This is a genomic window from Pseudomonas sp. LBUM1658 (genome assembly GCF_059716055.1).
Map to the genome: position 1 here is coordinate 1,369,734 of NZ_CP166798.1, position 23,008 is coordinate 1,392,741.

The following is a 23,008-nucleotide window of genomic DNA, read 5'->3' on the forward strand; positions in this document are numbered from 1 at the left end:
TTACCTCTCCATTTGACTGAGTTCGTGGGAGGCGAGCTGGTTGCCCGCCAATGGCAGGCGCAAGGTAAAACAGGTGCCCTGGCCCGGGGTCGATTGCACTTCCATCTGACCCTTGTGGTTATTGGTGATGATGAAATAGGAAACTGACAGACCCAGCCCGGTACCCTGGCCGATTTCCTTGGTGGTGAAGAACGGTTCGAAGGTCCGTTTGCGCACGCTTTCGCTCATGCCGATACCATTGTCTTCGACCTGGATTTCCGCCCACGGCGGATTCAAGCGAGTGCGCAAAATGATTCGCCCCGGCTCACTGTCGTCTTCACGCTGATGAATGGCCTGGGCGGCGTTTTTCAGCAGGTTGAGCAACACTTGTTCCAATTCGTTGGCGGTGCCCGGAACCGGGCCCAGTTGGGGGTCGAACTGGCGCGTGATGGCCTGGCCCTTGAAATCGAAACCGATGGCTAGATCAAAGTCGTTGCTGGCAATCTCCACTGCCTGATCGATCAACGCCGGCAGGTCGCAAGGTGCCATCTGGCGATTGCTGCGGCGGCTGAAGCTGAGCATGTGGGTCACGATTTTCGCCGCCCTCGCGCCGGCCTGCTGGATACCATCGAGCAACTGCGGCACTTCGCGGCTTTGCAGGTAGCGGTTGACGGTGTCCAGTTCGACGCCCAACTGCTCGGCATGTTCGAGGTTTTTCGGCAGATCGGGAGAGAGTCGACGGCGAATGTTCTGCACGTTGTGCAGGATCGCGCCCAGCGGATTGTTGATCTCGTGGGCCATGCCGGCGGCAAGGCCACCGACCGAAAGCATTTTTTCCGACTGCACCATCATTTCTTCCAGGGACAGACGCTGGGTAATGTCATCGATACGGATGACCACGCCACGCCCGGCACCGCCCATCAAGGGGTAGAAGGTCAGTGCGTAATGCTTGGCTTCATCGTCCTTGACCCAGGTGACTCTTTCGATCTTGGCCACCGTATGCTGCTCGACGGTTTCCTTGAGTTGCGGCAGGAACTGTTTGAGCGGCTCGAAGGCGAGGAAGATCGGTTGGTTCAGGGCTTCGTCCAGCCGGGTTCCGGAGAGGGCGCTGGCCTCCTGATTCCATTGGGTCACGTAGAGCTGTTCATCCAGTGCGATCAATGCCGAGGGCATCGAGTCGATGATGCTGTTGAGGTAGTTCTGGAAACCGGTGAGCTTTTTCTCGATTTTGCTCCGTACCTGGACTTCCAGCTCCAGCTTGCGATTGGTGTGGCGGGTTTCCTCGGCAAGGCCCTGGGCCTGGTCATAGGCCGCCTGGGAGTCGTCCCGCGCGCGCTTGAGCTGCTGCTCCCGGGCTTCGATCCGCGAGAGCATGGTGTTGAACGCTTCGGCAAGACTGCCGATTTCGTCATGGTTGCCGCGAGAGGCACGCAAAGCGTAGTTCTCCTCGCGGGTCACTTGTCGGGACAGTTCTTCGAGTTGGTGGATCGGTCGGGTGATCAGGCGTTTGATCTGCTGGGCGATCACCAGCCACAGCAGCACACTGAAGATCAGAATTCCCAGGCTGGCGGTCAGGGTGCCGGTGTAGAAAGCCACCGGCAGTTCGCTACTGGCCACCAACAGCAAATGCCCCGGCGGCTGCCCGGGACGCGGCAGGGTAATCAGCTGATTGCTGCGAAATTCGGTTATTTGCCAGGCTTCGATATGACGATAGCGCCTGGGCAGCTCGAGCGGCTCGCCACTGTGCATTTGCGCCAGCCGCCTGCCTTTGCTGTCATACACCGCCGCTGCGCGTAATGGCGAATAGCTGTTGAGTTCATTGAGCAGCTTTTCGGCGCTTTGTGGCGAATCCAGCGCATCAGCTGCCAGGTTCGGATTGGAAATCAGTCGGCCGATGGTCTGCAGGGCCTGTGGTGCCATGCTCTCCTGGGAGATCCAGTAGGCGGCGCTGATAAACGTCAGGTTGGCGACCAGTAACACGGTAGTCAGCAGAACCAGCAGGGCCGCGAGGAGTTTCTGGCCGACCGGCAGGTTTTCAAGGCGCTGGCGCAATGGCATCGGGGTCGTCGCTGAAGAGGAACAAGTGGCCAGCGTAGCCGCTGCTCAGTCGCTGGGCAATCCGCGCGTGCGCAGGTGCTGGATCAGTCGCTGCTGCAATTGATTGAGATGGGGCAGGGTCAGTTGATGGCGGGACGCAACCGTGCAGGCATGACCCAGCAAGTAGCTGATCTCGGTTCTGCGACCATTGGCGACGTCCTGATGCATCGACGAATAGTTGGCAGCCGTCGCCTGAATCACCCGCTCCACTTCGTGTTGCAGATCCAGCGCCGCTGCCGGCTGACCGCAACGCTCCAGCAGTTCGGTCAACTCGGCGCAGAGGGTCGCGACCTCGCAGTGATGCTGTTGCAGACCGCCATTGCGGCAATCGTGGAGTACCGTGAGCGGATTGATAGCGCAATTGAGTGCGAGTTTTCGCCACAGCCGCGTCACGATATCCGTGCTCCACTCGTGAGCGATGCCGCTCTGGCACAAGTCATCCAGCCAGATGGGCGGGGTAGGGTGGCTGGCGTCACCGAGCCAGGTATACCCATGACCTGCAAATACCACGCGCCATTCGCCATCGCGAAATGCCCCTTCGGTGCTGGACGCGAAGATGCAGCGCGCCTGCGGGACCCGTGCCGCGACGGCGTCCTGGCTGCCCAGCCCGTTCTGCAACAGAATCACTTCGGCGTCGGGCGTCAGGCGTGACGCCAGTTGGGCGACGGCTTTCTCGGCGTCGTAGGCTTTGCAGGCGACCAGCAAACGGGCGATGGGCCCGGCGCTGTCGGCGGTTTCGCCGGGGATCTCATGTAGCCGAGCCTGGCCTTGTTCCACCAGCGTGAGCCCACCTGCTGCCTGGTAGTCCTGCAAACGTGCCTGATCGCGCAGTATCAGCCTGACGGGCAAGCCGGCCCGGGCCAGGCGTGCGGCCCACAAGGTGCCGAGGCTGCCTGCGCCGAGTACGTGCCAGGTAGTCGACATCAGTTTTTTGCTCTGAATATCAGTCGCATGTGAGGCTCGCAGTGATGGAGTGGAAAGACCCGTTATAATGAGCCCGCATTTTAACCGCAAGCCTGGCGTGCTCCATCTCTATTGAGCGGCGCCCTTCTAATATTGGAGTAATAACATGCCGTCGTTCGACGTGGTATCCGAACTGGACAAACACGAAGTCACCAACGCGGTCGAGAACGCCGTCAAGGAACTCGACCGTCGTTATGACTTGAAAGGCAAAGGCAGCTTCGAGTTCAAGGAAAAAGACCTGGCCGTCAACCTGACCGCTGAAGCTGATTTTCAGCTCGAAGCCATGATCGAAATCCTCAAGCTCGCCCTGGTCAAGCGCAAGATTGATGTGCAATGCCTTGAACTCAAGGACGCTTATGCTTCCGGTAAATTGATGAAGCAAGAAGCCACCCTCAAGGAAGGCATTGATAAAGAGATGGCGAAAAAGATCGTTGCTCACGTCAAGGACGCCAAGCTTAAGGTGCAGGCGGCCATTCAGGGTGAGCAGGTACGGATCACCGGCAAGAAGCGCGACGACTTGCAGGACGCGATTGCCGCCCTGCGCGCCAAAGACTTCGGCCTGCCGCTGCAGTTCAACAATTTCCGCGACTAGCCACACAGGCCACCAGTCGGCTTTCCGGGAACCTCTTGGCGTTATCGGCGTCCGAGACCCGTTGAATAGCAGAATCGATTGAATTCGATTGGTTTCAGTCGTTCTGTTGGTCGGTATTGCGAGCCGGGCACCCGGTAACAGGAGAGAAAGATGGATTTGAATGCGGAAGTGGACAACCTGGTCAAGGCGTCCCAAGCCTGGATTCCGATGATCATGGAATACGGCAGCCGTGTGCTGCTGGCGGTCATCACTTTGGCGATCGGTTGGTGGCTAATCAACAGCCTGACTCATAAAGTTGGCCGATTGCTGGCTATGCGCAACGCCGATCAGGCTTTGCAGGGTTTTATCAGCAGCCTGGCGAACATCATTCTCAAGGTGCTGCTGATCGTCAGCGTCGCCTCGATGATCGGTGTCGAAACCACCTCGTTCGTCGCGGCGATCGGTGCGGCCGGCCTGGCGATTGGCCTGGCGTTGCAAGGCAGCCTGGCGAACTTCGCCGGCGGCGTGCTGATTTTGCTGTTCCGTCCATTTCGCATTGGCGACTGGATCGAAGCACAGGGCGTCAGCGGTACGGTCGACAGCATTCAGATCTTCCATACCGTGCTGCGTACCGGCGACAACAAGACGGTCATCGTGCCAAACGGCAATCTGTCGAACGGCATCATCACCAACTACAACCGTCAGGCGACCCGCAAGGTAGTGTTTGATGTAGGCGTCGACTACGAGGCCGATCTGCAAAAGGCTCGTGAAGTCCTGCTTGAGCTGGCCAGGGATGAGCGCGTGCTGGCCGATCCAGCACCGGAGGCAGTGATTTCGACCCTGGGTGACAGTTCGATTACGGTTTCCCTGCGAGTCTGGGTGAAAACCGCGGATTACTGGAATGTGATGTTCATGTTCAATGAGAAATCCCGTGACCGGTTGAAAGCCGCAGGTATCGATATTCCGTTTCCCCAGCGAGTGATTCGGGTGGTTCAGGAAGCTACTGTGTAACGGGGTTGTTTTTCTTGGTTGGCTGTTCAGTCAACTATCGGCAGTGAACTCAAGGGGCCCTAAGCCCCTTGATTTTTTCCCCTCCTCAACGTGTTCTTCGCTAAATGATTCGGCTAACACCTGGCATAAAGTGCGCGCTGTGAGGGGGTAAACAAGTTGTTTCAGTTAGCTTGCTACGCAGTTTTACCGCGACTGTAATCCAGTGGCCATAAAAAAACCGCCCACCTGAATCAGGTGAGCGGTTTTTAGTTAGAGCAAAGCTCTACGACGTTATTGAATTACCGCAGAATTACAAGATGCTCAGCGGGTATTCAACGATGATACGTACGTCGTTGTTGTCAGCGGTGTAGTCGGCGTTGTAGGCATCGTTTGCACGATAGATTGCGCTACGCAGACGGAACGACAGATCCTTGGCCGGACCTTCCTGCAGAACGTATTTGGTTTCGAAGTTGAACTCGTGTTCCTTACCTTCGGTGTTGGACGTCGTCTTGATGTTGTCGCCGTACACGTAACGAGCCATGAAGCTCAGGCCAGGAACGCCGTAGGTTTTCATGTTCAGGTCGTAGCGACCCTGCCAGGAACGTTCGTCGATACCCACGAAGTCGGAGATCTGGATGGAGTTGGCTACGAAGATCGTGCCGTTACCGTCCACGCCGTACAGGTAGCTGGTGTCACCGGTAGAACGCTGGTGAGCCAGGGTGAATTTGTGCGCGCCGAGGCTGTAGGCAGCTGCCAAGCTCCACAGTTTGTTATCGAGTGGACCGTACAGCGCCTGACCCTGATCTTTGGATTTGTAGGCGTTGAGGTCGAAGTTCAGCGACTGCTCGTCGTTGATCGGGAAGGTGTAGTTGGCGTTGACGTATTGCTTCTTGAAGTAGTCATCAACGTCGGATGCAGCGATGCCGGCAACGAAATTATCGGTGAACTGATAGGTTGCGCCAGCGATGTTGGCGCTGGTCAAGCCTGGGTTGTGCGGGCCATTGATGCTGTCTTTGCCCATGCCGGTTTGCGAGCTCAGAGCAGTGAAACGACCGGCGCTGAGTTCCAGGCCTTTGATTTCTTTGACGGTGAGCAAGGTGCCTTCAGCGACTTCTGGCAGCAGACGGCTGTCATCGGTAGCGAATACCGGGCTGGCAACGAATTGACGACCGTATTTCAGCACGGAGTCGGAAAGACGGAATTTGACAGCTGCGCCGCCCTTGGATTGGGTGTCCTCAGGATGACCTTCGCTGTCGCGAGCGAACAGGCCGTTACCACTGCGACCCGCGCCGCCATCCAGTTTGGCAGTGCCGCCTACGAATGCGTCGAGACCAAAACCAACAGTACCTTGGGTGAAGCCAGACTCGTAAGTAACCAGTTCGCTGATACCGGTGTCTTGACGATAGCCACTTTTGAAACCGCCACCTGGCTTGGCAATGTTGCCGGCGCCATTGCGGAAGTCACGGTTCATGTACTCGATACGAGTCTTGGCTACCAGGCTGCTGTCTTCAACAAAGCCTTTGGATTCGTCCTGTGAGGACGCGATTGCGAACTGCGAGGTGCCTGCTGAAACAGCCAGTGCGATCATGCTCCACTTCATCACGCGCATCGTGATTTGCTCCTTTGGTTTTTAGAAGAGTACTGCCGTCCCGCCTGTTTTATTATCCGGGCGGCTCTTTCTTTTTGTGTCGGCGCAAACTTATATCACGCTGACAATGTTGGCGATACTTGCGTATCTATCCTTTCAGCTTCTTTACGACCATGTCGCAAAATGCTCGGTCCATGTCGCAAATCCACAGCCCCTTTGCAATCGGGACTGACAACTTAAGCGCTGTTTTCGAAGGCTGGGGCATAGGTAAATGTGATCTATGTCCAGACAGTGAAACCTCCATGGGCGACCTTGCCACTATTCTTGTTTGTCTAAAGGTACCCACTTCCTGGGGCGTCCTCCGAGACAGTGTGGGTGTGAATGCAACAAGCGTGCACAAACCACTTTTCTTCTGCCTCTTTTTTCTCCTGCCGCTTCTGTCGCTGCCAAAACCTCATAAAACCGGGGTTTTAAGGTCGTTTTGTTTGGGCTTGACGCCGCCATTTTCCTCGTGTTGCCTGTTGAAAAGTCAGGGTGACAACCAAAAACGTTACCGGTTCACACTCTTGTTGAGTAAACGGCGGATGGTCGGCGCACTCAGAGTAGACGCACTGTACGTTTTTGGTGCAAGTCTTTTGTTCTGGTGTGCGGGTTTCAGACAGTGCCGCTGCTCGGCGAGCGACTTGACCCCGCATGGGAGGGGCGTTTGGGGGGAGGATAGCGAATCGACAGAATTGAATGGTGCGGTGCGACGAGAAATGTTCCATGTTGGCGCGTCCTGATTTCGGTGGCGTGGCCTGATGGTCGGACCTCGCCAACAAAACACCAAGGGTGGCCGTTGTTCACCGTGAAGCGATTGCCATTCGCAGGTATGCTGGTGTTCTGTCGCCTGGCGGGCAGTCGATCGAACTGGCGCCAGGCTGAAATCCGATGAGCTGAGCGGGAGTGCGCACGGTGTTCGCTTTAGATCCACGACTTCAACAAGACACGCTACCGATTGGAGATTTCTCCTTGTGCCGGTTGCTGTTGTCCAATGATTCGAATTACCCCTGGTTCATCCTGGTGCCGCGCCGCGAGGATGTCAGTGAGTTGTTTCAGTTAGATGTGGCTGATCAACAGCTGTTATGGCAAGAAACCACGACGCTGGCAGAGACGCTCAAGGATTCGTTCGACGCGGACAAGTTGAATGTGGCGACCCTGGGTAACGTGGTCAGTCAATTGCACATGCATGTCATCGTGCGCAAGCGTGAGGATGCGGCATGGCCGGCACCGGTCTGGGGAAAACATCCGGCAAAGCCATATAGTGCGGAGCAAGTGGCGGTTATTCGTGAGCGATTGCGGCTGGTGTTGACCGAAGGTTTTACCTTCCTGGAGGGCTGAATCATGAGTCTGGAAGAGCGAGTTACCGATCTTGAAAGCCGTCTGACCTTTCAAGATGACACCATTCAGGCATTGAACGATGTGCTGGTGGCGCAACAGCGGGTAGTCGAGCGTCTGCAACTGCAGATGGCGGCGCTACTCAAGCGTCAGGAGGAAATGGTCGGCCAGTTCGAGTCCTTCGAGGAAGAGGCTCCACCGCCACATTATTGAGTACTGTCCAATCACTCGATTTTCAGGCTATAAAAAACCGCGAGCAGCCTGGCTGCATCGCGGTTTTTTTATGGCGCAATCAGCGACGTGGCAGCGCCGCGATCACATCTTCGGCTTGCAGGCCTTTATCCCGGTTCATCACGGAGAACTCCACACGCTGGCCTTCGACCAGAACGCGGTGCCCTTCACCCCGGATAGCGCGGAAGTGCACGAAAATATCATCACCGGAATCGCGGGAAATAAAACCGAAGCCTTTAGAGGTGTTGAACCACTTGACGGTACCGGTATCGCGATTGGTCATGTCGTAGCTAGGTGAAGCGGCAACTGGCGAAGAAGTGTAGAAGCTGATGGCCAGGTGCAGGAGGACAGCGATCAGGGCAGTCACAAGACTGACCAGAATGGCCGGTTGGCCGCCAATGACTGGCAGGGGAGCGAGCAGTGTGAGGATTTGCAGGACGACGGCCAGCACTAGTAGAGCACTGACCAGATTTTGCAGTTGGTGACGCGGCCCTTTGTTCCAGTAAGGAATAACCGGAGCGAGGGTCAGGTTGAGCAGGCCGAAAAACGCCAGGTACAGCGCATCGGGTTGTTGCAGGTAAGGTACCGCTTCGGATCGCAGGCTAGGGATAAAGGACAGCAGCAGGGCTGCGGCGCCCGTTAGCAGATGGACGATTTTCAACATTTTGATTAACTCACGTTAAGACAGATCACCAGGAAGAGCTGATTGCGCACGGTTCGCTTCTGAACAATAGGAGGCGCTGGACACGTACGCGGTATCAGCCTATGCGCTGCGCCCGGAAAAATAGGCGGCATCGACACCCCCCTATTTAACAGCAAAGCCCAGCCCTTCTCAAATCAAGCGCTGCGGCGAGCTGTGCCGGTTTATCGCCGGGCAGAAGAATCTGGCTTGCGGGGGGCTTGGGAAGGCGCGTTCCAGACGGTTTTCCGGGTTTCGGACGGACCGCAGATTTTTTAGTTCAATCGAACCTGCCGGGGGGCTTGGCCTGGGCCGATTGAGTTGCTGCAGGGCGGATGGGTCGCAGGCGTGAAGGGATGCATGGCTGCAGGGCGTCGGTACTCTTGCTAGAGTGCTCCTGCACCTGCCGGGTGAATTTCACCACTAGAAGGGGATAAACATGGCAATCGATATCGGTATCAGCGAAGAAGATCGCAAGTCAATCGTGGACGGACTTTCACGTCTGCTATCGGATACCTATGTGCTTTATCTGAAAACCCATAACTTTCATTGGAATGTAACGGGCCCTATGTTTCGCACACTGCACTTGATGTTTGAGGAGCAGTACAATGAATTGGCATTGGCGGTTGATTTGATTGCCGAACGAATTCGGGCTCTCGGTTTTCCGGCGCCGGGGGCTTATGCCATTTATGCGCGACTTTCTTCTATCAAGGAAGAAGAGGGTGTGCCTAGCGCTGAAGATATGATCAGGCAACTTGTCCAGGGGCAAGAGGCAGTAACGCGAACGGCGCGCGGTATTTTTCCGTTGCTTGATAAAGTCAGCGATGAACCGACGGCGGATCTGTTGACTCAGCGGATGCAAGTCCATGAAAAAACCGCCTGGATGTTGCGTTCGCTGCTGGACGATAAATGACCCTGAGGCACGGATGACGGTGTGAGCCGCTCATGCGTGCCGGCTTCCTTCTGCTAACCGCCCGCGCGCTGATCCTGGTCATCGGCGAGTGCCTCCAGCGCTCCCCGCGCGGGCGATTGCCCCGGGTTTTAACTGTGTATATGACCGGACCACTATTCTCTGTTCTCAAGTAATAGACGTCCGGTTTGATAATTGACTATGTTTGGCTTTGGAATGGAGGGCGGCGATATAAGTCGCTCTACTGTTGTTGGCTTCTCCTACGTGCATGGTCATAAAGTCATCTGGATATGAACATCTGGTTAAGCTTTTATAAGGAAGCAGATTGTTCTGGTTTATCTGAAGAAAGACATGACAAAGGAGTGTCAATGACATGGCTCGATGTATAGGTAGGGGCGTCAGGGAGATCGCTCAGTTTCAAGATGTAAAAGTGGACCCGTTTGTCCGGGAGTTCAATATGGGATTGGCGCAGCCCCATTCCAGGTCAATCCGTTTGAATGGTTTTTCGACCTGTTTGCGGCTTGAGCAGATCTATTGGGATATCCTCGCGGAAATAGCCCGGATCAATTGTTGCTCGGTCAGTGCGCTGCTTTCCTATGTCGATAGAGAGGTGCATCTACGGCATGGCGGAGTAAAGAATTTCAGCGGGCTGGTCAGGGTCGTGTGCGTTGTGCACAGTTTGAAAAAAGGCTCTTGTCTCGCTGCACCAGCATCCAGTCTCGGCTGACGGGATGCCCGTGAGCAGGGGCGCGCATGAGGATCAAGCCCGGTCTGTGCAGTCTTACGGCTGCACAGGCTCGATTTACCAGATATAATCTCGCGCTTTGCTGCGCAGTCCCATGCCCGCGCGCGCGTAATCTGATTGCCGAGACAATCCCCATGCCGATGTACGATTATCAATGTGCTTCCTGTGGTCATCAGCTGGAAGCCATTCAAAAGATCAGCGCTGCGCCGCTGGTCGACTGCCCTGCCTGCCAGGCACCAGAGCTTAAAAAGATGTTGTCCATGCCAGGCTTCCGCCTCAGCGGATCCGGCTGGTACGAGACCGACTTCAAGACCGGCTCGAAGAAGAATCTGGCTGGCGGCGATAAAGCTGACTAGTTGAACGACACGCGTGAGCTCTTCCATGATCAGGCGCCCGACTCAAGGTGCCGGGGTGTGGCAAGACCTCCACCGAATTTCGAATTAAGAGAAGCGAACACCATCATGATGCGCAGCCATTATTGCGGCCAACTGAACGAAAGCCTGGAAGGTCAGGAAATTACCCTTTGCGGATGGGTCCACCGTCGTCGTGACCACGGCGGGGTGATTTTCCTCGATATCCGTGATCGTGATGGTCTGGCCCAGGTGGTGTTCGACCCGGATCGTGCTGAAACCTTCGCCGCTGCTGACCGTGTGCGCAGCGAGTACGTGGTCAAGGTTACCGGCAAGGTGCGCCTGCGTCCGGCCGGTGCCGGCAACGCCAACATGGCTTCGGGCATGATCGAAGTGCTGGGTTACGAGTTGGAAGTGCTGAACGAAGCGGAAACCCCGCCGTTCCCGCTCAACGAGTTCTCCGACGTGGGTGAGGAAACTCGCCTGCGTTATCGCTTCATCGACCTGCGTCGCCCGGAAATGCTCGAGAAGCTGCGTCTGCGTTCGCGCATGACTACCAGCATCCGTCGTTACCTGGACGAGAACGGCTTCCTCGACGTCGAGACGCCGATCCTGACCCGCGCCACCCCTGAAGGTGCACGTGACTATCTGGTGCCGAGCCGGACCCACGCCGGCAGCTTCTTCGCCTTGCCGCAATCGCCGCAGTTGTTCAAGCAGCTGCTGATGGTGGCCGGCTTCGATCGTTACTACCAGATCGCCAAGTGCTTCCGCGACGAAGACCTGCGTGCCGACCGTCAGCCGGAATTCACCCAGATCGACATCGAGACCAGCTTCCTCGATGAATCCGAGATCATGGGCATCACCGAAGGCATGATCCGCAACCTGTTCAAGGAAGTGCTGGATCTGGAATTCGACGAATTCCCGCACATGACCTGGGACGAGGCCATGCGTCGTTACGGTTCCGACAAGCCGGACCTGCGGATCCCGCTGGAACTGGTGGACGTTGCCGATCAGCTCAAGGACGTCGATTTCAAAGTGTTCAGCGGTCCGGCCAACGATCCGAAATGTCGTGTTGCAGCCCTGCGTGTACCGGGTGGCGCGAGCATGCCGCGCAGCAAGATCGACGACTACACCAAGTTCGTCGGCATCTACGGTGCCAGGGGTCTGGCGTACATCAAGGTCAACGAGCGCGCCAAAGGCGTCGAAGGCTTGCAGTCGCCAATCGTCAAGAACATCCCTGAAGCCAACCTCAACGTGATCCTCGATCGCGTCGGTGCGGTCGATGGCGACATCGTGTTCTTCGGCGCCGATAAAGCCAAGATCGTCAGCGAAGCCCTGGGCGCGCTGCGGATCAAGGTCGGTAACGATTTCAAACTGCACACTTGCGAATGGGCACCGATGTGGGTCGTCGACTTCCCGATGTTCGAAGAAAACGATGACGGCAGCTTCACCGCCTTGCATCACCCGTTCACCGCGCCGAAGTGCACACCGCAAGAACTGGAAGCCAATCCGGCGACCGCGCTGTCCCGTGCCTACGACATGGTCCTGAACGGCACCGAGTTGGGCGGCGGTTCGATCCGTATCCACCGCAAGGAAATGCAACAGTCGGTGTTCCGCCTGCTGGGTATCAGCGAAGCCGAACAGGAAGAGAAGTTCGGCTTCCTGCTCGATGCCCTGAAATACGGCGCGCCGCCCCACGGCGGTCTGGCCTTCGGTCTGGACCGTCTGGTGATGCTGATGACCGGCGCCCAGTCGATCCGTGAAGTGATCGCGTTCCCGAAAACCCAGAGCGCTGCCTGTGTCATGACTCAGGCTCCGGGTCACGTGGATGCCAAGGCATTGCGCGAACTGCACATCCGTCTGCGCGAACAGCCAAAGGCTGAGTAAGGCTGACCCAAGGCGCATCCCTGGATGCGCCTTCTCTATATAGATAGAGCGGATGCACCTTCTTTACAGGGGGTGGATGCGCCTTCGCTGATATAGAGAGCGACGAGATTTTTTCTTGCTGGCCAGCGCATACCGCGCGGCGGGCAATGTTTCAAAGAGAATCTGGAGCAAGTTATGGCAGGTCATTCCAAGTGGGCGAACATCAAGCACCGCAAAGAACGTCAGGACGCCAAGAAGGGCAAGATTTTTACCAAGTGGATACGTGAACTGACCGTTGCTGCCCGTCAGGGCGGTGCTGATCCGGGTTCCAATCCGCGGCTACGCCTGGCGCTGGACAAGGCGCTGGGGGCGAACATGAGTCGCGACATCATCGATCGCGCGGTTGCCCGTGGTGCCGGTGCGGCCGATACCGACGACATGGTCGAGCTGACCTACGAAGGCTACGGCCCTGGCGGCGTGGCGGTCATGGTCGAATGCATGACCGACAACCGTAATCGCACCGCGGCTGCTGTGCGCCATGCGTTCAGTAAATGCGGCGGCAACCTCGGTACCGACGGTTCGGTGGCTTACCTGTTCGAGCGCAAAGGGCAGATTTCCTTCGCTCCAGGCGTCGACGAAGACTCGCTCATTGAAGCGTCCATGGAAGCAGACGCCGATGACATCGTGACCAACGAGGATGGCTCCATCGATGTCTTTACCTCGTTCGCCGGCTTTTATGCCGTGCGCCACGCGCTGGAAGCTGCGGGTTTCAATGCGGTTGACGCTGAAATCGTCATGTTGCCGACCACCAGTGCCGAACTGGATCTGGACGGTGCCGAGAAGGTGCTCAAGCTGATCGACATGCTGGAAGATCTGGACGACGTGCAGAACGTCTACTCCAACGCGGATATTCCGGAGTCGGTGGCAGAGCAGCTCGGCTGATCGTCCCGCCTCCCCTCGTAGGAGCGAGCTTGCTCGCGATGGTCGTTAACGATTACGCGCCCTTCCTGAAAGTACGCGTCGATCTCAGGCCCATCGCGAGCAAGCTCGCTCCTACAGGGTTCTGTGTCGGTCTACAGTCATATGTATCCGATACACCTCTCTCAACCCGCAGGCGTTATGACTCTTATTCTTGGTATCGATCCCGGTTCGCGCATTACCGGTTATGGCGTGGTTCGCGATACCGGTCGTGGCTGCGTGTACATCGCCTCGGGTTGTATTCGCACCGGTAGCGGCGAGCTCCATGAGCGCCTGCAAATCGTCTATCGCGGAGTGCGTGAGGTGATCCAGACCTACGGCCCGGTGACCATGGGCATCGAAAAGGTCTTTATGGCGCGCAACGCCGACTCGGCCCTCAAGCTCGGCCAGGCCCGCGGTGCAGCCATTGTTGCCGGCGCTGAGGAAAGCCTGGAAATCGCCGAATATACCGCGACCCAGGTCAAGCAAGCGGTGACCGGGACCGGCGCGGCGAATAAGGAGCAAGTGCAGATGATGGTCATGCATATGCTGAAGTTGACCAGCAAGCCGCAAATCGATGCCTCGGACGCCCTGGCCATTGCCATTTGTCATGCTCACACCCGTTCCAGCCTGTTGCCCCATGGTCTGGGCACGGCACGCAGTCGTGGCGGGCGCCTGCGTCTCTGATAGCATCAGCAGTCATTTTTATGGAATGAGGGTTTTGCGCCTGTGTTGTCGGCGTATCGCTCTTGCTCTGTCGGTCGTCAGCCATTGCTCTGGCCAACGCTTAAGGATCTGAAACGTGATTGGACGCTTGCGCGGCACCTTGGCTGAAAAACAGCCGCCGCACCTGATTCTTGATGTAAATGGTCTGGGATATGAGTTGGAAGTGCCCATGACCACCCTTTATCGACTGCCGTCGGTCGGCGAGCCGATTACCTTGCACACCCATTTGGTCGTACGCGAGGATGCGCAGTTACTCTATGGCTTCATTGGCAAACGCGAGCGGGATTTTTTCCGTGAGCTGATCCGCCTCAACGGCGTCGGGCCGAAGCTGGCGCTGGCGTTGATGTCCAGTCTGGAGGTCGATGAGTTGGTGCGCTGTGTTTCGGCACAGGACACCTCGGCGTTGACCAAGGTCCCGGGGGTCGGCAAGAAGACTGCCGAGCGGCTGTTGGTGGAACTCAAGGACCGCTTCAAAGCCTGGGAAGTCGTGCCAAGCATGTTCGCCCTGGTGCCGAGTCAATCTGATGCGCCGGCTTCCCTGGTGGCCAGCCCCGAAAGCGATGCCGTCAGTGCACTGATCTCCCTGGGCTACAAGCCGCAGGAAGCCAGTAAAGCGGTATCGGCCATCAAAGATAAAGGTTTGAGCAGTGAAGACATGATTCGCCGCGCCCTGAAGGGAATGATTTAAGTGATTGAAGCTGATCGTCTGATCGCCGCCACGGGTAGCCGTGACCGCGAGGAAGTCCAGGACCGCGCGATTCGCCCGTTGAGCCTGGCCGAATACATTGGCCAGCCGACCGTGCGCGAGCAAATGGAGTTGTTCATCCAGGCTGCCCGTGGGCGCAACGAGTCCCTGGACCACACGCTGATCTTCGGTCCGCCGGGCTTGGGTAAAACCACCCTGGCCAACATCATTGCCCAGGAAATGGGCGTATCGATCAAAAGCACCTCGGGGCCGGTGCTGGAGCGTCCGGGTGACCTGGCAGCGCTGCTGACCAATCTTGAACCCCACGATGTGCTGTTCATCGATGAAATCCATCGCCTGTCGCCCATAGTCGAGGAAGTGCTGTACCCGGCGATGGAGGATTTTCAGCTCGATATCATGATCGGCGAAGGTCCGGCTGCACGCTCGATCAAGCTCGATCTGCCGCCGTTTACCCTGGTCGGGGCGACCACTCGCGCCGGGATGCTGACCAATCCGCTGCGGGACCGTTTCGGTATCGTCCAGCGCCTGGAGTTCTACAGCACTGCCGATCTGGCGACCATCGTCAGTCGTTCGGCGAGCATTCTCGGCTTGCCGCTCGATCCCGAAGGCGCTTTTGAAATTGCTCGGCGAGCCCGCGGCACCCCGCGGATTGCCAACCGATTGTTGCGCCGGGTGCGGGACTTTGCCGAGGTGCGGGCCAATGGCCATATCACCAAGCCGATTGCCGACCGGGCGCTGAACCTGCTGGACATCGACGAACGTGGCTTCGACCACCAGGATCGGCGCCTGCTGCTGACCATGATCGAGAAGTTCGATGGCGGGCCGGTGGGCGTGGACAGCCTGGCAGCGGCGATCAGTGAAGAGCGGCATACCATTGAAGATGTGCTCGAACCCTATCTGATTCAGCAAGGCTATATCATGCGCACGCCGCGAGGACGGGTAGTCACCCGGCATGCGTATCTGCACTTCGGTCTTAACATCCCGTCACGATTGGGGGATATGCCCGTGGTAGACGAGTTTCTCGATACCGTGGACGATTAAATAGCCTCTGCGCACTGATTTATTCAGGGTATGTGCTGTCATAGGGTCTGTTCACAGGCCTTGGGGGCCGGCATTACCGTTCTTTAGCGAGAAATGTGTTCGAGAATGAAAAACAGTTGCCTGGGCGGATTGGCAACCTGAGGAGTAACCACTAGAGTATGCGCGCGCAAAACGGGCTTGAGTCGTTCGCACATCGTTGTCGCGTTTATTACGAGGACACCGATGCCGGCGGCATCGTGTATTACGTCAATTACCTTAAGTTTATGGAACGGGCTCGAACCGAGCGGCTCCGGGAGCTGGGCTTTGCCCAATCCACGCTTGCCGGTGAGGACCTGTTGTTTGTCGTGCATTCCAGCGAAGCGCGGTACCACGCGCCGGCGCGACTGGACGACGAGCTTCTGGTAAGTGCTGAAGTAATTGAATTGAACCGTGCCAGCCTGCGTTTCAAGCAGCAGGTCAGGCGGGCTACGGATAATGCACTGCTCTGTGAAGGGCAGTTTTTGGTGGCCTGTGTGCGCGCCGATAGTTTGAAACCCCGGGCCATTCCCGAAGCTCTACGTGCGGCCTTTGCCCGCGTGAGCGGCGCGGGTACACACTCAGAGCAGGAGATAAAGCGTGGAAGCTAACGTCGTCGACCATACCTCCATGTGGAGCTTGGTCAGCAATGCCAGCGTCGTTGTGCAGTTGGTAATGCTGATCCTGGTGGCTGCATCGGTCACTTCATGGATCATGATTTTTCAGCGCAGCACCCTGCTGCGCGCCGGTCGACGTGCCCTGGAGAGCTTTGAAGAGCGCTTCTGGTCGGGTATCGATCTGTCGAAACTCTATCGCCAGGCCGGTAGCAACCCGGACCCGGACTCAGGCGTAGAGCAGATTTTCCGCGCCGGTTTCAAGGAATTTTCCCGTCTGCGTCAGCAGTCTGGCGTTGACCCGGAAGCGGTCATGGAAGGTGTGGCGCGTGCGATGCGCGTGGCCATTTCCCGCGAAGAAGAAAAGCTCGAACAGAGCCTGCCGTTCCTCGCTACCGTCGGTTCCGTCAGCCCGTACATCGGCCTGTTCGGTACCGTCTGGGGCATCATGAACTCCTTCCGTGGTCTGGCCATGGCCCAGCAAGCGACCCTGGCCACCGTGGCTCCGGGTATCGCCGAGGCGCTGATCGCCACCGCCATTGGTCTGTTCGCGGCAATCCCCGCAGTAATCGCCTACAACCGTTTTGCCGCTCGTGGCGAAACCTTGATCAGCCGTTACTACACCTTCGCCGACGAGTTCCAGGCGATCCTGCACCGCAAAGTGCACACCAGCGAAGAATAAGCAGGTAATCCTCAATGGCTTTAATCGCTCGAGCTCGCCGCAAGCGCAAGCCGGTTGCCGAGATGAACGTGGTGCCCTACATCGACGTGATGTTGGTACTGCTGGTCATCTTCATGGTGACCGCACCGATGCTCAATCAGGGCGTGAAGGTTGATCTGCCCAAGGTTTCCAGCGAAGCCTTGCCGCAAGACAACAACACTCAGGTCCTGACCATTTCGATCAAGGCTGACAAGACCTACTACTGGAACCTTGGCAGCGAAGTCGATACCGAAAAACAGCAGGACAAGGCAATGACCTTGCCGCAGATGACCAGCGCCGTGACGAAGATCATCAGCGCCGGCACCGGTAACGGCAAGCGCACCCAAGTCTTTATTCGTGGCGACAAGACCGTCGATTATGGATCTGTCATGGGTGCCATGGGTGGATTGCAGAAAGCCGGGGTCGGTAATGTTGGCTTGATTACCGAGGCGCCCTGATGCAGCGAATGCGAGAGCCGTCCGCCTCGGAAAGCTACTTCTGGCCTAGTGTCTGGGCGATTGCCCTGCATATCCTGGTGTTTGGCATGCTGTTCGTCAGTTTTGCCTTCACTCCGGAACTGCCACCGGCCAAGCCGATCGTCCAGGCGACCTTGTACCAGCTGAAATCGAAAAGTCAGGCGACGACCCAGACCAATCAGAAGATTGCCGGTGAGGCGAAGAAATCCGCCGCACGCCAGACCGAAGTCGAACAGATGGAACAGAAGAAGGTCGAGCAAGAAGCGGTAAAGGCTGCGGAACAAAAGAAAGAAGAGTCGGCTCAAAAGGCCGAGGAAGCGAAAAAGTCTGACGAAGCCAAGAAGGCCGACGAGGCGAAGAAGGCTGATGAAGCCAAGAAAGCCGACGATGCCAAGAAGACTGCGGAAGCGAAAAAGGCTGAAGAGAAACAATTGGCTGATATAGCCAAGAAGAAATCTGAAGAAGAAGCCAAGAAAGCCGCTGAAGAAGAGGCCAAGAAAAAGGCCGCTGAAGAAGCCAAGAAAAAGGTTGTTGAAGACGCGAAGAAGAAAGCCGCGGACGACGCCAAGAAAAAAGCTGAAGCGGACGAGGCGAAGAAGAAAGTCGCCGAGGATGCGAAGAAAAAAGCTACTGCCGATGCTGCGAAGAAAAAGTCCCAGGACGCGGCACGTAAATCCACCGAGGATAAAAAGGCTCAGGCCCTGGCAGATTTGCTTTCCGATACCCCGCAGCGCCAGCAAGCCTTGGCGGATGAGCAGGGCGATGAAGTTGCCGGCAGTTACGATGATCTGATTCGTGCTCGTGCAGCGGAAGGCTGGGCTCGCCCACCTTCGGCACGCAAAGGCATGACGGTCGTGCTGCAAATCGGCATGTTGCCGGATGGTACGTTGACCTCGGTCAGCGTGGCCCGGTCCAGTGGAGACGGTCCGTTCGACGCTTCGGCTGTAGCGGCGGTAAAAAATATTGGACGTTTGACAGAAATGCAGGGAATGAAGCCGAGTGATTTCGCTCCCTATCGTTCATTCAAGATGACATTCACACCTGAGGATCTAGCCTTGTGAGAAACCTTCTTCGAGGAATGCTTGTCGTTATCTGCTGCCTGGCAGGGATAGCGGCGGCGGATGAAAAAAACATTCTGGTCACCAGCGGCAGTGATCGGGCAACCCCGATCGCGGTAGTGCCGTTCGGGTACCAGGGCGGCAGCGTATTGCCGGACGACATGGCGGAAATCATCGGCAACGACCTGCGCAACTCGGGTTACTACTCGCCGATTCCAAAGCAGAACATGATCAGCCTGCCGACCCAGGCCAGCGAAGTCATCTATCGCGACTGGAAGGCCCTGGGTGCCCAGTACATCATGGTCGGCAGCGTTACTCCCGCGGGCGGTCGCCTGCAGGTGCAGTACGCCCTGTTCAACGTCGCCACCGAGCAGCAAGTGCTGACCGGCAGCGTGTCGGGCAGCGTCGATCAGTTGCGCGACATGTCTCACTACATCGCTGACCAGTCGTTCGAGAAGCTCACCGGCATCAAAGGTGCTTTCTCGACGCGCATGCTGTACGTGACGGCCGAGCGTTTTTCAGTGAACAACACCCGTTACACCTTGCAGCGTTCGGACTATGACGGCGCGCGGGCAGTGACCTTGTTGCAGTCGCGCGAGCCGATCCTGTCGCCGCGTTTTGCCCCCGATGGCAAGCGCATCGCCTATGTTTCGTTCGAACAGAAGCGCCCGCGTATCTTCGTTCAGCACATCGATACCGGTCGCCGCGAGCAGATCACTAACTTCGAAGGCCTCAATGGCGCGCCAGCCTGGTCGCCGGATGGCACCCGACTGGCTTTTGTCCTGTCCAAAGATGGCAATCCGGATATCTATGTAATGAATCTGGGTTCGAAGCAGATCAGCCGCGTGACCAAGGGTCCGGGCATCAACACCGAGCCGTTCTGGGGTAAGGATGGTTCGACCATCTACTTCACCTCCGACCGTGGCGGCAAGCCGCAGATCTACAAGACCAGCGCAGGTGGCGGCGGTGCGGAGCGTGTGACCTTTGTCGGTAACTACAACGCCAACCCTAAACTGTCGGCAGATGAAAAGACCCTGGTGATGATCCATCGTCAGGACGGCTTCACTAATTTCAAGGTTGCGGCCCAGGATTTGCAGCGCGGAAGCGTAAAAATCCTCACTGATAGCACTCTGGACGAGTCGCCTACTGTTGCGCCCAACGGCACCATGGTAATCTACGCCACCCGCCAGCAGGGCCGGGGAGTCTTGATGCTCGTGTCCATTAATGGACGCGTAAGGCTCCCGCTTCCTACCGCTCAAGGCGAAGTCAGAGAACCTTCCTGGTCCCCTTACCTGAACTGACGCGGCGCTACACGTTGTACTTAACACATTGGGGTTCATTAGGAGTTTCACGATGGAAATGCTGAAGTTTGGTAAGTTTGCTGCGCTGGCCCTGGCCATGGCTGTAGCTGTAGGTTGCTCGTCCAAAGGCGGCGACAATGCCGGTGAAGGCGCTGTCGATCCAAACGCTGGTTACGGCGCTAACACTGGCGCTGTTGATGGCTCCCTGAGCGAAGAAGCTGCTCTGCGCGCAATCACCACCTTCTACTTCGAATACGACAGCTCGGACCTGAAGCCAGAAGCCATGCGCGCTCTGGACGTTCACGCCAAAGACCTGAAAGCAAACGGCGCTCGCGTTGTTCTGGAAGGCAACACCGACGAACGTGGTACTCGTGAGTACAACATGGCACTGGGCGAGCGTCGTGCGAAAGCCGTTCAGCGTTACCTGGTACTGCAAGGTGTTTCCCCAGCTCAGCTGGAACTGGTTTCCTACGGCGAAGAGCGTCCAGTTGCTACCGGCAACGACGAGCAGTCCTGGGCTCAAAACCGTCGCGTCGAACTGCGTAAGTAATTCGTCATGCGAACGTGCCGTCGTGCTGTAACTGTTTTGGCCCTCAGCCTCCTGCCGCTTGCGGCGGGGGCTGCGGTTCCTGTGGTCGAGGACAACTCCGGCAATAGCGGGAGCACTTATCCGCCTGCGGGTTACGGTACGAACGGCGCCTATGCCGGGGGAGGGGTTTCGGCCCCTGTCTCGGCACAGGGCGAGCTGTTTAACCAATTGCAACAAATGCAGGAACAAATCGAACGCCAACAAGGCGTGATCGAAGTTCTGCAAAATGATGTAGCGCGCATCAAGCAAGAAAGCCTGGAGCGATACCAGGAACTTGATCGACGCATTGGATCTGGCGGTGCTCCTGCCGCGGCTCCTGCAAATTCTCCCGCCGGTGGTGATCTGAATGCCCCCGGTGCAGCTGCGGCGCCTGCTACCCAGGCTCCGGCAGCCGGTACTGAGCCGGCTGATCCGGCGAAGGAAAAGCTGTATTACGACGCAGCCTTCGACCTGATCAAGGCCAAGGATTTCGACAAGGCCAGCCAGGCCTTCGCCGCATTCCTGCGCAAATACCCGAACAGCCAGTACGCGGGCAACGCTCAGTACTGGTTGGGTGAGGTGAATCTGGCCAAGGGTGACCTGCAAGGTGCCGGCCAGGCGTTTGCCAAGGTTAGTCAGCTGTATCCCAAGCATCCCAAGGTGCCGGATTCACTGTACAAGCTCGCTGATGTAGAGCGCCGCCTGGGTCATACCGACAGGGTCAAAGGCATTCTGCAGCAGGTGGTCGCCCAGTATCCGGGGACTTCCGCCGCTCAGCTGGCCCAGCGCGACTTGCAACGCATGTAAGCCTGGTGACCGGTTTTGAAGAAACCCGCGCTTGTCGCGGGTTTTTTCGTTAGAATTCATACCCTTTTTATGAAACACGCTTTTTGGGATTCGCGCGGTTGCGGGGTTCCTTGAAGTGCCTGACGGAGGCGGACAGCCTGTTTAGCTGTTACGCCCGTGGCGACTATGCAAGACACATTGAGAATCACCGAAGTTTTTTACTCGTTGCAGGGTGAAACGCGCACTGCCGGGCTGCCCACTGTCTTTGTGCGCCTGACCGGTTGCCCGCTGCGTTGCCAATACTGCGACAGCGCCTACGCGTTCACTGGCGGCACCATTCGTCCGCTCGACGACATCCTCGAGCAAGTGGCCGGTTTCCATCCGCGTTATGTCTGTGTCACCGGTGGCGAGCCGCTGGCACAACCTAATGCCATTCCATTGCTCGAGCAGTTGTGCGACGCCGGTTACGAAGTGTCGCTTGAGACCAGCGGTGCTCTGGACATCTCGGCGGTCGATCCTCGGGTCAGCCGCGTCGTTGACCTGAAAACCCCGGGTTCGAAAGAAGCGCACCGTAACCGCTACGAGAACATTGAGCTGCTCACGCCCAACGACCAGGTGAAGTTTGTCATCTGCTCGCGGGAAGACTACGACTGGGCTGTGTCCAAGCTGATTCAGTACGGTCTGGATCAGCGTGCCGGCGAAGTTCTGTTTTCCCCTAGTCACCATGATCTCAATGCTCGTGATCTGGCTGATTGGGTGGTGGCGGACAACTTGCCAGTGCGCCTGCAATTGCAGCTGCATAAATATCTTTGGAATGACGAGCCGGGGCGCTGAAATGACTGAACAACTGAATACTACAGAAAAACGTGCGGTCATCCTCCTGTCCGGCGGCCTGGACTCGGCGACTGTCGTGGCCATGGCTCGGGCTGAAGGCTATAGCTGCTATACCATGAGCTTCGACTACGGTCAGCGCCACCGAGCAGAGCTGGATGCCGCGGCGCGGGTCGCGCGGGATCTGGGTGTGGTCGAGCACAAGGTGATTGGCCTGAATCTGAACGGCATTGGTGGCTCGGCCCTGACCGACAGTTCTATCGATGTGCCAGAGGCCCCAAGTGAAGGCATTCCGGTGACTTACGTACCGGCGCGCAATACGGTGTTTCTCTCATTGGCGCTGGGTTGGGCGGAAGTGCTCGGTGCCCGGGACATCTTCATCGGTGTAAATGCGGTGGATTACTCCGGTTACCCGGACTGCCGCCCCGAGTTCGTCGAGGCTTTCGAGCGCATGGCCAACCTGGCGACCAAGGCCGGGGTAGAGGGGCAGGGCTTCCGTATCCTGGCGCCGCTGCAGAACCTCAGCAAGGCCGAGATCGTCAAGGAAGGTGTGCGCCTGGGCGTCGACTATGGGCTGACGGTTTCCTGCTATCAGGCTGATGATAAAGGGCGGGCCTGCGGCAAATGCGATAGCTGCCGCCTGCGTGCCGAGGGCTTCTCGGCAGCCGGAATCAGCGACCCGACAGCCTATTTTTGAGAAATCTCAAATAAGGTGTTGAATTATCCTTAGAAATCAGTATTATACGCGTCACCACACAGCGGGTCGTTAGCTCAGTTGGTAGAGCAGTTGGCTTTTAACCAATTGGTCGTAGGTTCGAATCCCACACGACCCACCATTTTAGATGTAGATGTTTGAAAATCTGGAAGGCCCATGAAAATGCGG

General features: G+C 57.3%; 25 protein-coding genes and 1 tRNA gene. 22 read left to right on the plus strand and 4 right to left on the minus strand.

What is annotated here, in order from left to right:
• Together ACA064_RS06235 and ACA064_RS06240 are read right to left on the minus strand one after the other, a co-directional pair.
• Entirely contained in the window at positions 1-2,037 is a 2,037-nt protein-coding gene (locus ACA064_RS06235) for an ATP-binding protein (protein ID WP_497672606.1), read from the minus strand.
• 45 nt (positions 2,038-2,082) lie between these two features.
• Positions 2,083-3,000, minus strand: coding sequence for a putative 2-dehydropantoate 2-reductase (locus ACA064_RS06240; protein ID WP_497672607.1), 918 nt, complete (start codon positions 2,998-3,000; stop codon positions 2,083-2,085).
• A 145-nt stretch (positions 3,001-3,145) separates the two neighbouring features.
• Here ACA064_RS06240 and ACA064_RS06245 point away from each other — a divergent pair, with 145 nt between their 5' ends.
• Together ACA064_RS06245 and ACA064_RS06250 are read left to right on the plus strand one after the other, a co-directional pair.
• Complete coding sequence (locus tag ACA064_RS06245; protein WP_150805144.1) at positions 3,146-3,631, plus strand: YajQ family cyclic di-GMP-binding protein; 486 nt, start codon at positions 3,146-3,148, stop codon at positions 3,629-3,631.
• A 150-nt stretch (positions 3,632-3,781) separates the two neighbouring features.
• Positions 3,782-4,621 (plus strand): mechanosensitive ion channel family protein, encoded by an 840-nt coding sequence (locus ACA064_RS06250; RefSeq protein WP_497672608.1) that lies wholly within the window; start codon positions 3,782-3,784, stop codon positions 4,619-4,621.
• A 289-nt stretch (positions 4,622-4,910) separates the two neighbouring features.
• Here the strand turns inward: ACA064_RS06250 and ACA064_RS06255 are convergent, their stop codons facing one another.
• Positions 4,911-6,209, minus strand: coding sequence for an OprD family porin (locus ACA064_RS06255; RefSeq protein ID WP_497672609.1), 1,299 nt, complete (start codon positions 6,207-6,209; stop codon positions 4,911-4,913).
• 933 nt (positions 6,210-7,142) lie between these two features.
• Here ACA064_RS06255 and ACA064_RS06260 point away from each other — a divergent pair.
• Entirely contained in the window at positions 7,143-7,568 is a 426-nt protein-coding gene (locus ACA064_RS06260; RefSeq protein WP_497672610.1) for an HIT domain-containing protein, read from the plus strand.
• A 3-nt stretch (positions 7,569-7,571) separates the two neighbouring features.
• A complete protein-coding gene (locus ACA064_RS06265; protein WP_497672611.1) occupies positions 7,572-7,778 on the plus strand; it encodes a SlyX family protein in 207 nt (68 codons plus the stop codon).
• Between the two features lie 79 nt (positions 7,779-7,857).
• Here ACA064_RS06265 and ACA064_RS06270 read toward each other — a convergent pair whose 3' ends face one another.
• A complete protein-coding gene (locus ACA064_RS06270) occupies positions 7,858-8,460 on the minus strand; it encodes a cold-shock protein (protein WP_497672612.1) in 603 nt (200 codons plus the stop codon).
• Between the two features lie 454 nt (positions 8,461-8,914).
• Here ACA064_RS06270 and ACA064_RS06275 point away from each other — a divergent pair, with 454 nt between their 5' ends.
• The 18 genes from ACA064_RS06275 to ACA064_RS06360 all read left to right on the plus strand — a co-directional run bounded on the left by ACA064_RS06275 (position 8,915) and on the right by ACA064_RS06360 (position 22,961).
• Positions 8,915-9,388 (plus strand): Dps family protein, encoded by a 474-nt coding sequence (locus tag ACA064_RS06275; RefSeq protein ID WP_497672613.1) that lies wholly within the window; start codon positions 8,915-8,917, stop codon positions 9,386-9,388.
• 370 nt (positions 9,389-9,758) lie between these two features.
• Entirely contained in the window at positions 9,759-10,112 is a 354-nt protein-coding gene (locus ACA064_RS06280) for a ribbon-helix-helix domain-containing protein (protein ID WP_497672614.1), read from the plus strand.
• A 152-nt stretch (positions 10,113-10,264) separates the two neighbouring features.
• Positions 10,265-10,486, plus strand: a complete 222-nt coding sequence (locus ACA064_RS06285; protein WP_010208103.1) for an FmdB family zinc ribbon protein — start codon at positions 10,265-10,267, stop codon at positions 10,484-10,486.
• Positions 10,487-10,591: 105 nt separating this feature from the next.
• On the plus strand, positions 10,592-12,367 hold the full coding sequence (gene aspS / locus ACA064_RS06290; RefSeq protein WP_497672615.1) for an aspartate--tRNA ligase: 1,776 nt from the start codon (positions 10,592-10,594) through the stop codon (positions 12,365-12,367).
• Between the two features lie 174 nt (positions 12,368-12,541).
• Positions 12,542-13,288, plus strand: a complete 747-nt coding sequence (locus tag ACA064_RS06295) for a YebC/PmpR family DNA-binding transcriptional regulator (RefSeq protein WP_497672616.1) — start codon at positions 12,542-12,544, stop codon at positions 13,286-13,288.
• Between the two features lie 177 nt (positions 13,289-13,465).
• Entirely contained in the window at positions 13,466-13,990 is a 525-nt protein-coding gene (gene ruvC / locus ACA064_RS06300; RefSeq protein ID WP_150805154.1) for a crossover junction endodeoxyribonuclease RuvC, read from the plus strand.
• Positions 13,991-14,105: 115 nt separating this feature from the next.
• A complete protein-coding gene (gene ruvA / locus ACA064_RS06305; protein ID WP_497672617.1) occupies positions 14,106-14,717 on the plus strand; it encodes a Holliday junction branch migration protein RuvA in 612 nt (203 codons plus the stop codon).
• Positions 14,718-15,776, plus strand: coding sequence for a Holliday junction branch migration DNA helicase RuvB (gene ruvB, locus ACA064_RS06310; protein ID WP_497672618.1), 1,059 nt, complete (start codon positions 14,718-14,720; stop codon positions 15,774-15,776).
• A gap of 158 nt (positions 15,777-15,934) precedes the next feature.
• Complete coding sequence (ybgC, locus tag ACA064_RS06315) at positions 15,935-16,402, plus strand: tol-pal system-associated acyl-CoA thioesterase (RefSeq protein ID WP_150643020.1); 468 nt, start codon at positions 15,935-15,937, stop codon at positions 16,400-16,402.
• Positions 16,392-17,087: a protein TolQ gene (tolQ, locus tag ACA064_RS06320; RefSeq protein ID WP_497672619.1), complete on the plus strand. Its 696-nt coding sequence runs from the start codon at positions 16,392-16,394 to the stop codon at positions 17,085-17,087. Before ybgC ends, tolQ begins: the two co-directional genes overlap by 11 nt.
• Positions 17,088-17,110: 23 nt before the next feature.
• A complete protein-coding gene (gene tolR / locus ACA064_RS06325) occupies positions 17,111-17,563 on the plus strand; it encodes a protein TolR (RefSeq protein ID WP_191624336.1) in 453 nt (150 codons plus the stop codon).
• Positions 17,563-18,642: a cell envelope integrity protein TolA gene (gene tolA / locus ACA064_RS06330; RefSeq protein ID WP_497672620.1), complete on the plus strand. Its 1,080-nt coding sequence runs from the start codon at positions 17,563-17,565 to the stop codon at positions 18,640-18,642. The genes tolR and tolA overlap by 1 nt, the downstream gene beginning before the upstream one ends.
• A complete protein-coding gene (gene tolB, locus ACA064_RS06335; RefSeq protein WP_150643024.1) occupies positions 18,639-19,940 on the plus strand; it encodes a Tol-Pal system beta propeller repeat protein TolB in 1,302 nt (433 codons plus the stop codon). The genes tolA and tolB overlap by 4 nt, the downstream gene beginning before the upstream one ends.
• Before the next feature lie 52 nt (positions 19,941-19,992).
• Positions 19,993-20,490, plus strand: coding sequence for a peptidoglycan-associated lipoprotein Pal (gene pal, locus ACA064_RS06340; protein ID WP_003178634.1), 498 nt, complete (start codon positions 19,993-19,995; stop codon positions 20,488-20,490).
• A gap of 6 nt (positions 20,491-20,496) precedes the next feature.
• Positions 20,497-21,315, plus strand: coding sequence for a tol-pal system protein YbgF (gene ybgF, locus ACA064_RS06345; protein ID WP_497672621.1), 819 nt, complete (start codon positions 20,497-20,499; stop codon positions 21,313-21,315).
• Between the two features lie 165 nt (positions 21,316-21,480).
• A complete protein-coding gene (gene queE, locus ACA064_RS06350; RefSeq protein ID WP_497672622.1) occupies positions 21,481-22,128 on the plus strand; it encodes a 7-carboxy-7-deazaguanine synthase QueE in 648 nt (215 codons plus the stop codon).
• Between the two features lies 1 nt (position 22,129).
• The gene (queC, locus tag ACA064_RS06355) at positions 22,130-22,822 is read left to right on the plus strand and encodes a 7-cyano-7-deazaguanine synthase QueC (RefSeq protein WP_497672623.1); all 693 of its coding nucleotides are present in this window, start codon (positions 22,130-22,132) and stop codon (positions 22,820-22,822) included.
• Between the two features lie 63 nt (positions 22,823-22,885).
• Positions 22,886-22,961, plus strand: a tRNA-Lys gene (locus ACA064_RS06360).
• The last annotated feature ends 47 nt before the right edge of the window (positions 22,962-23,008 follow it).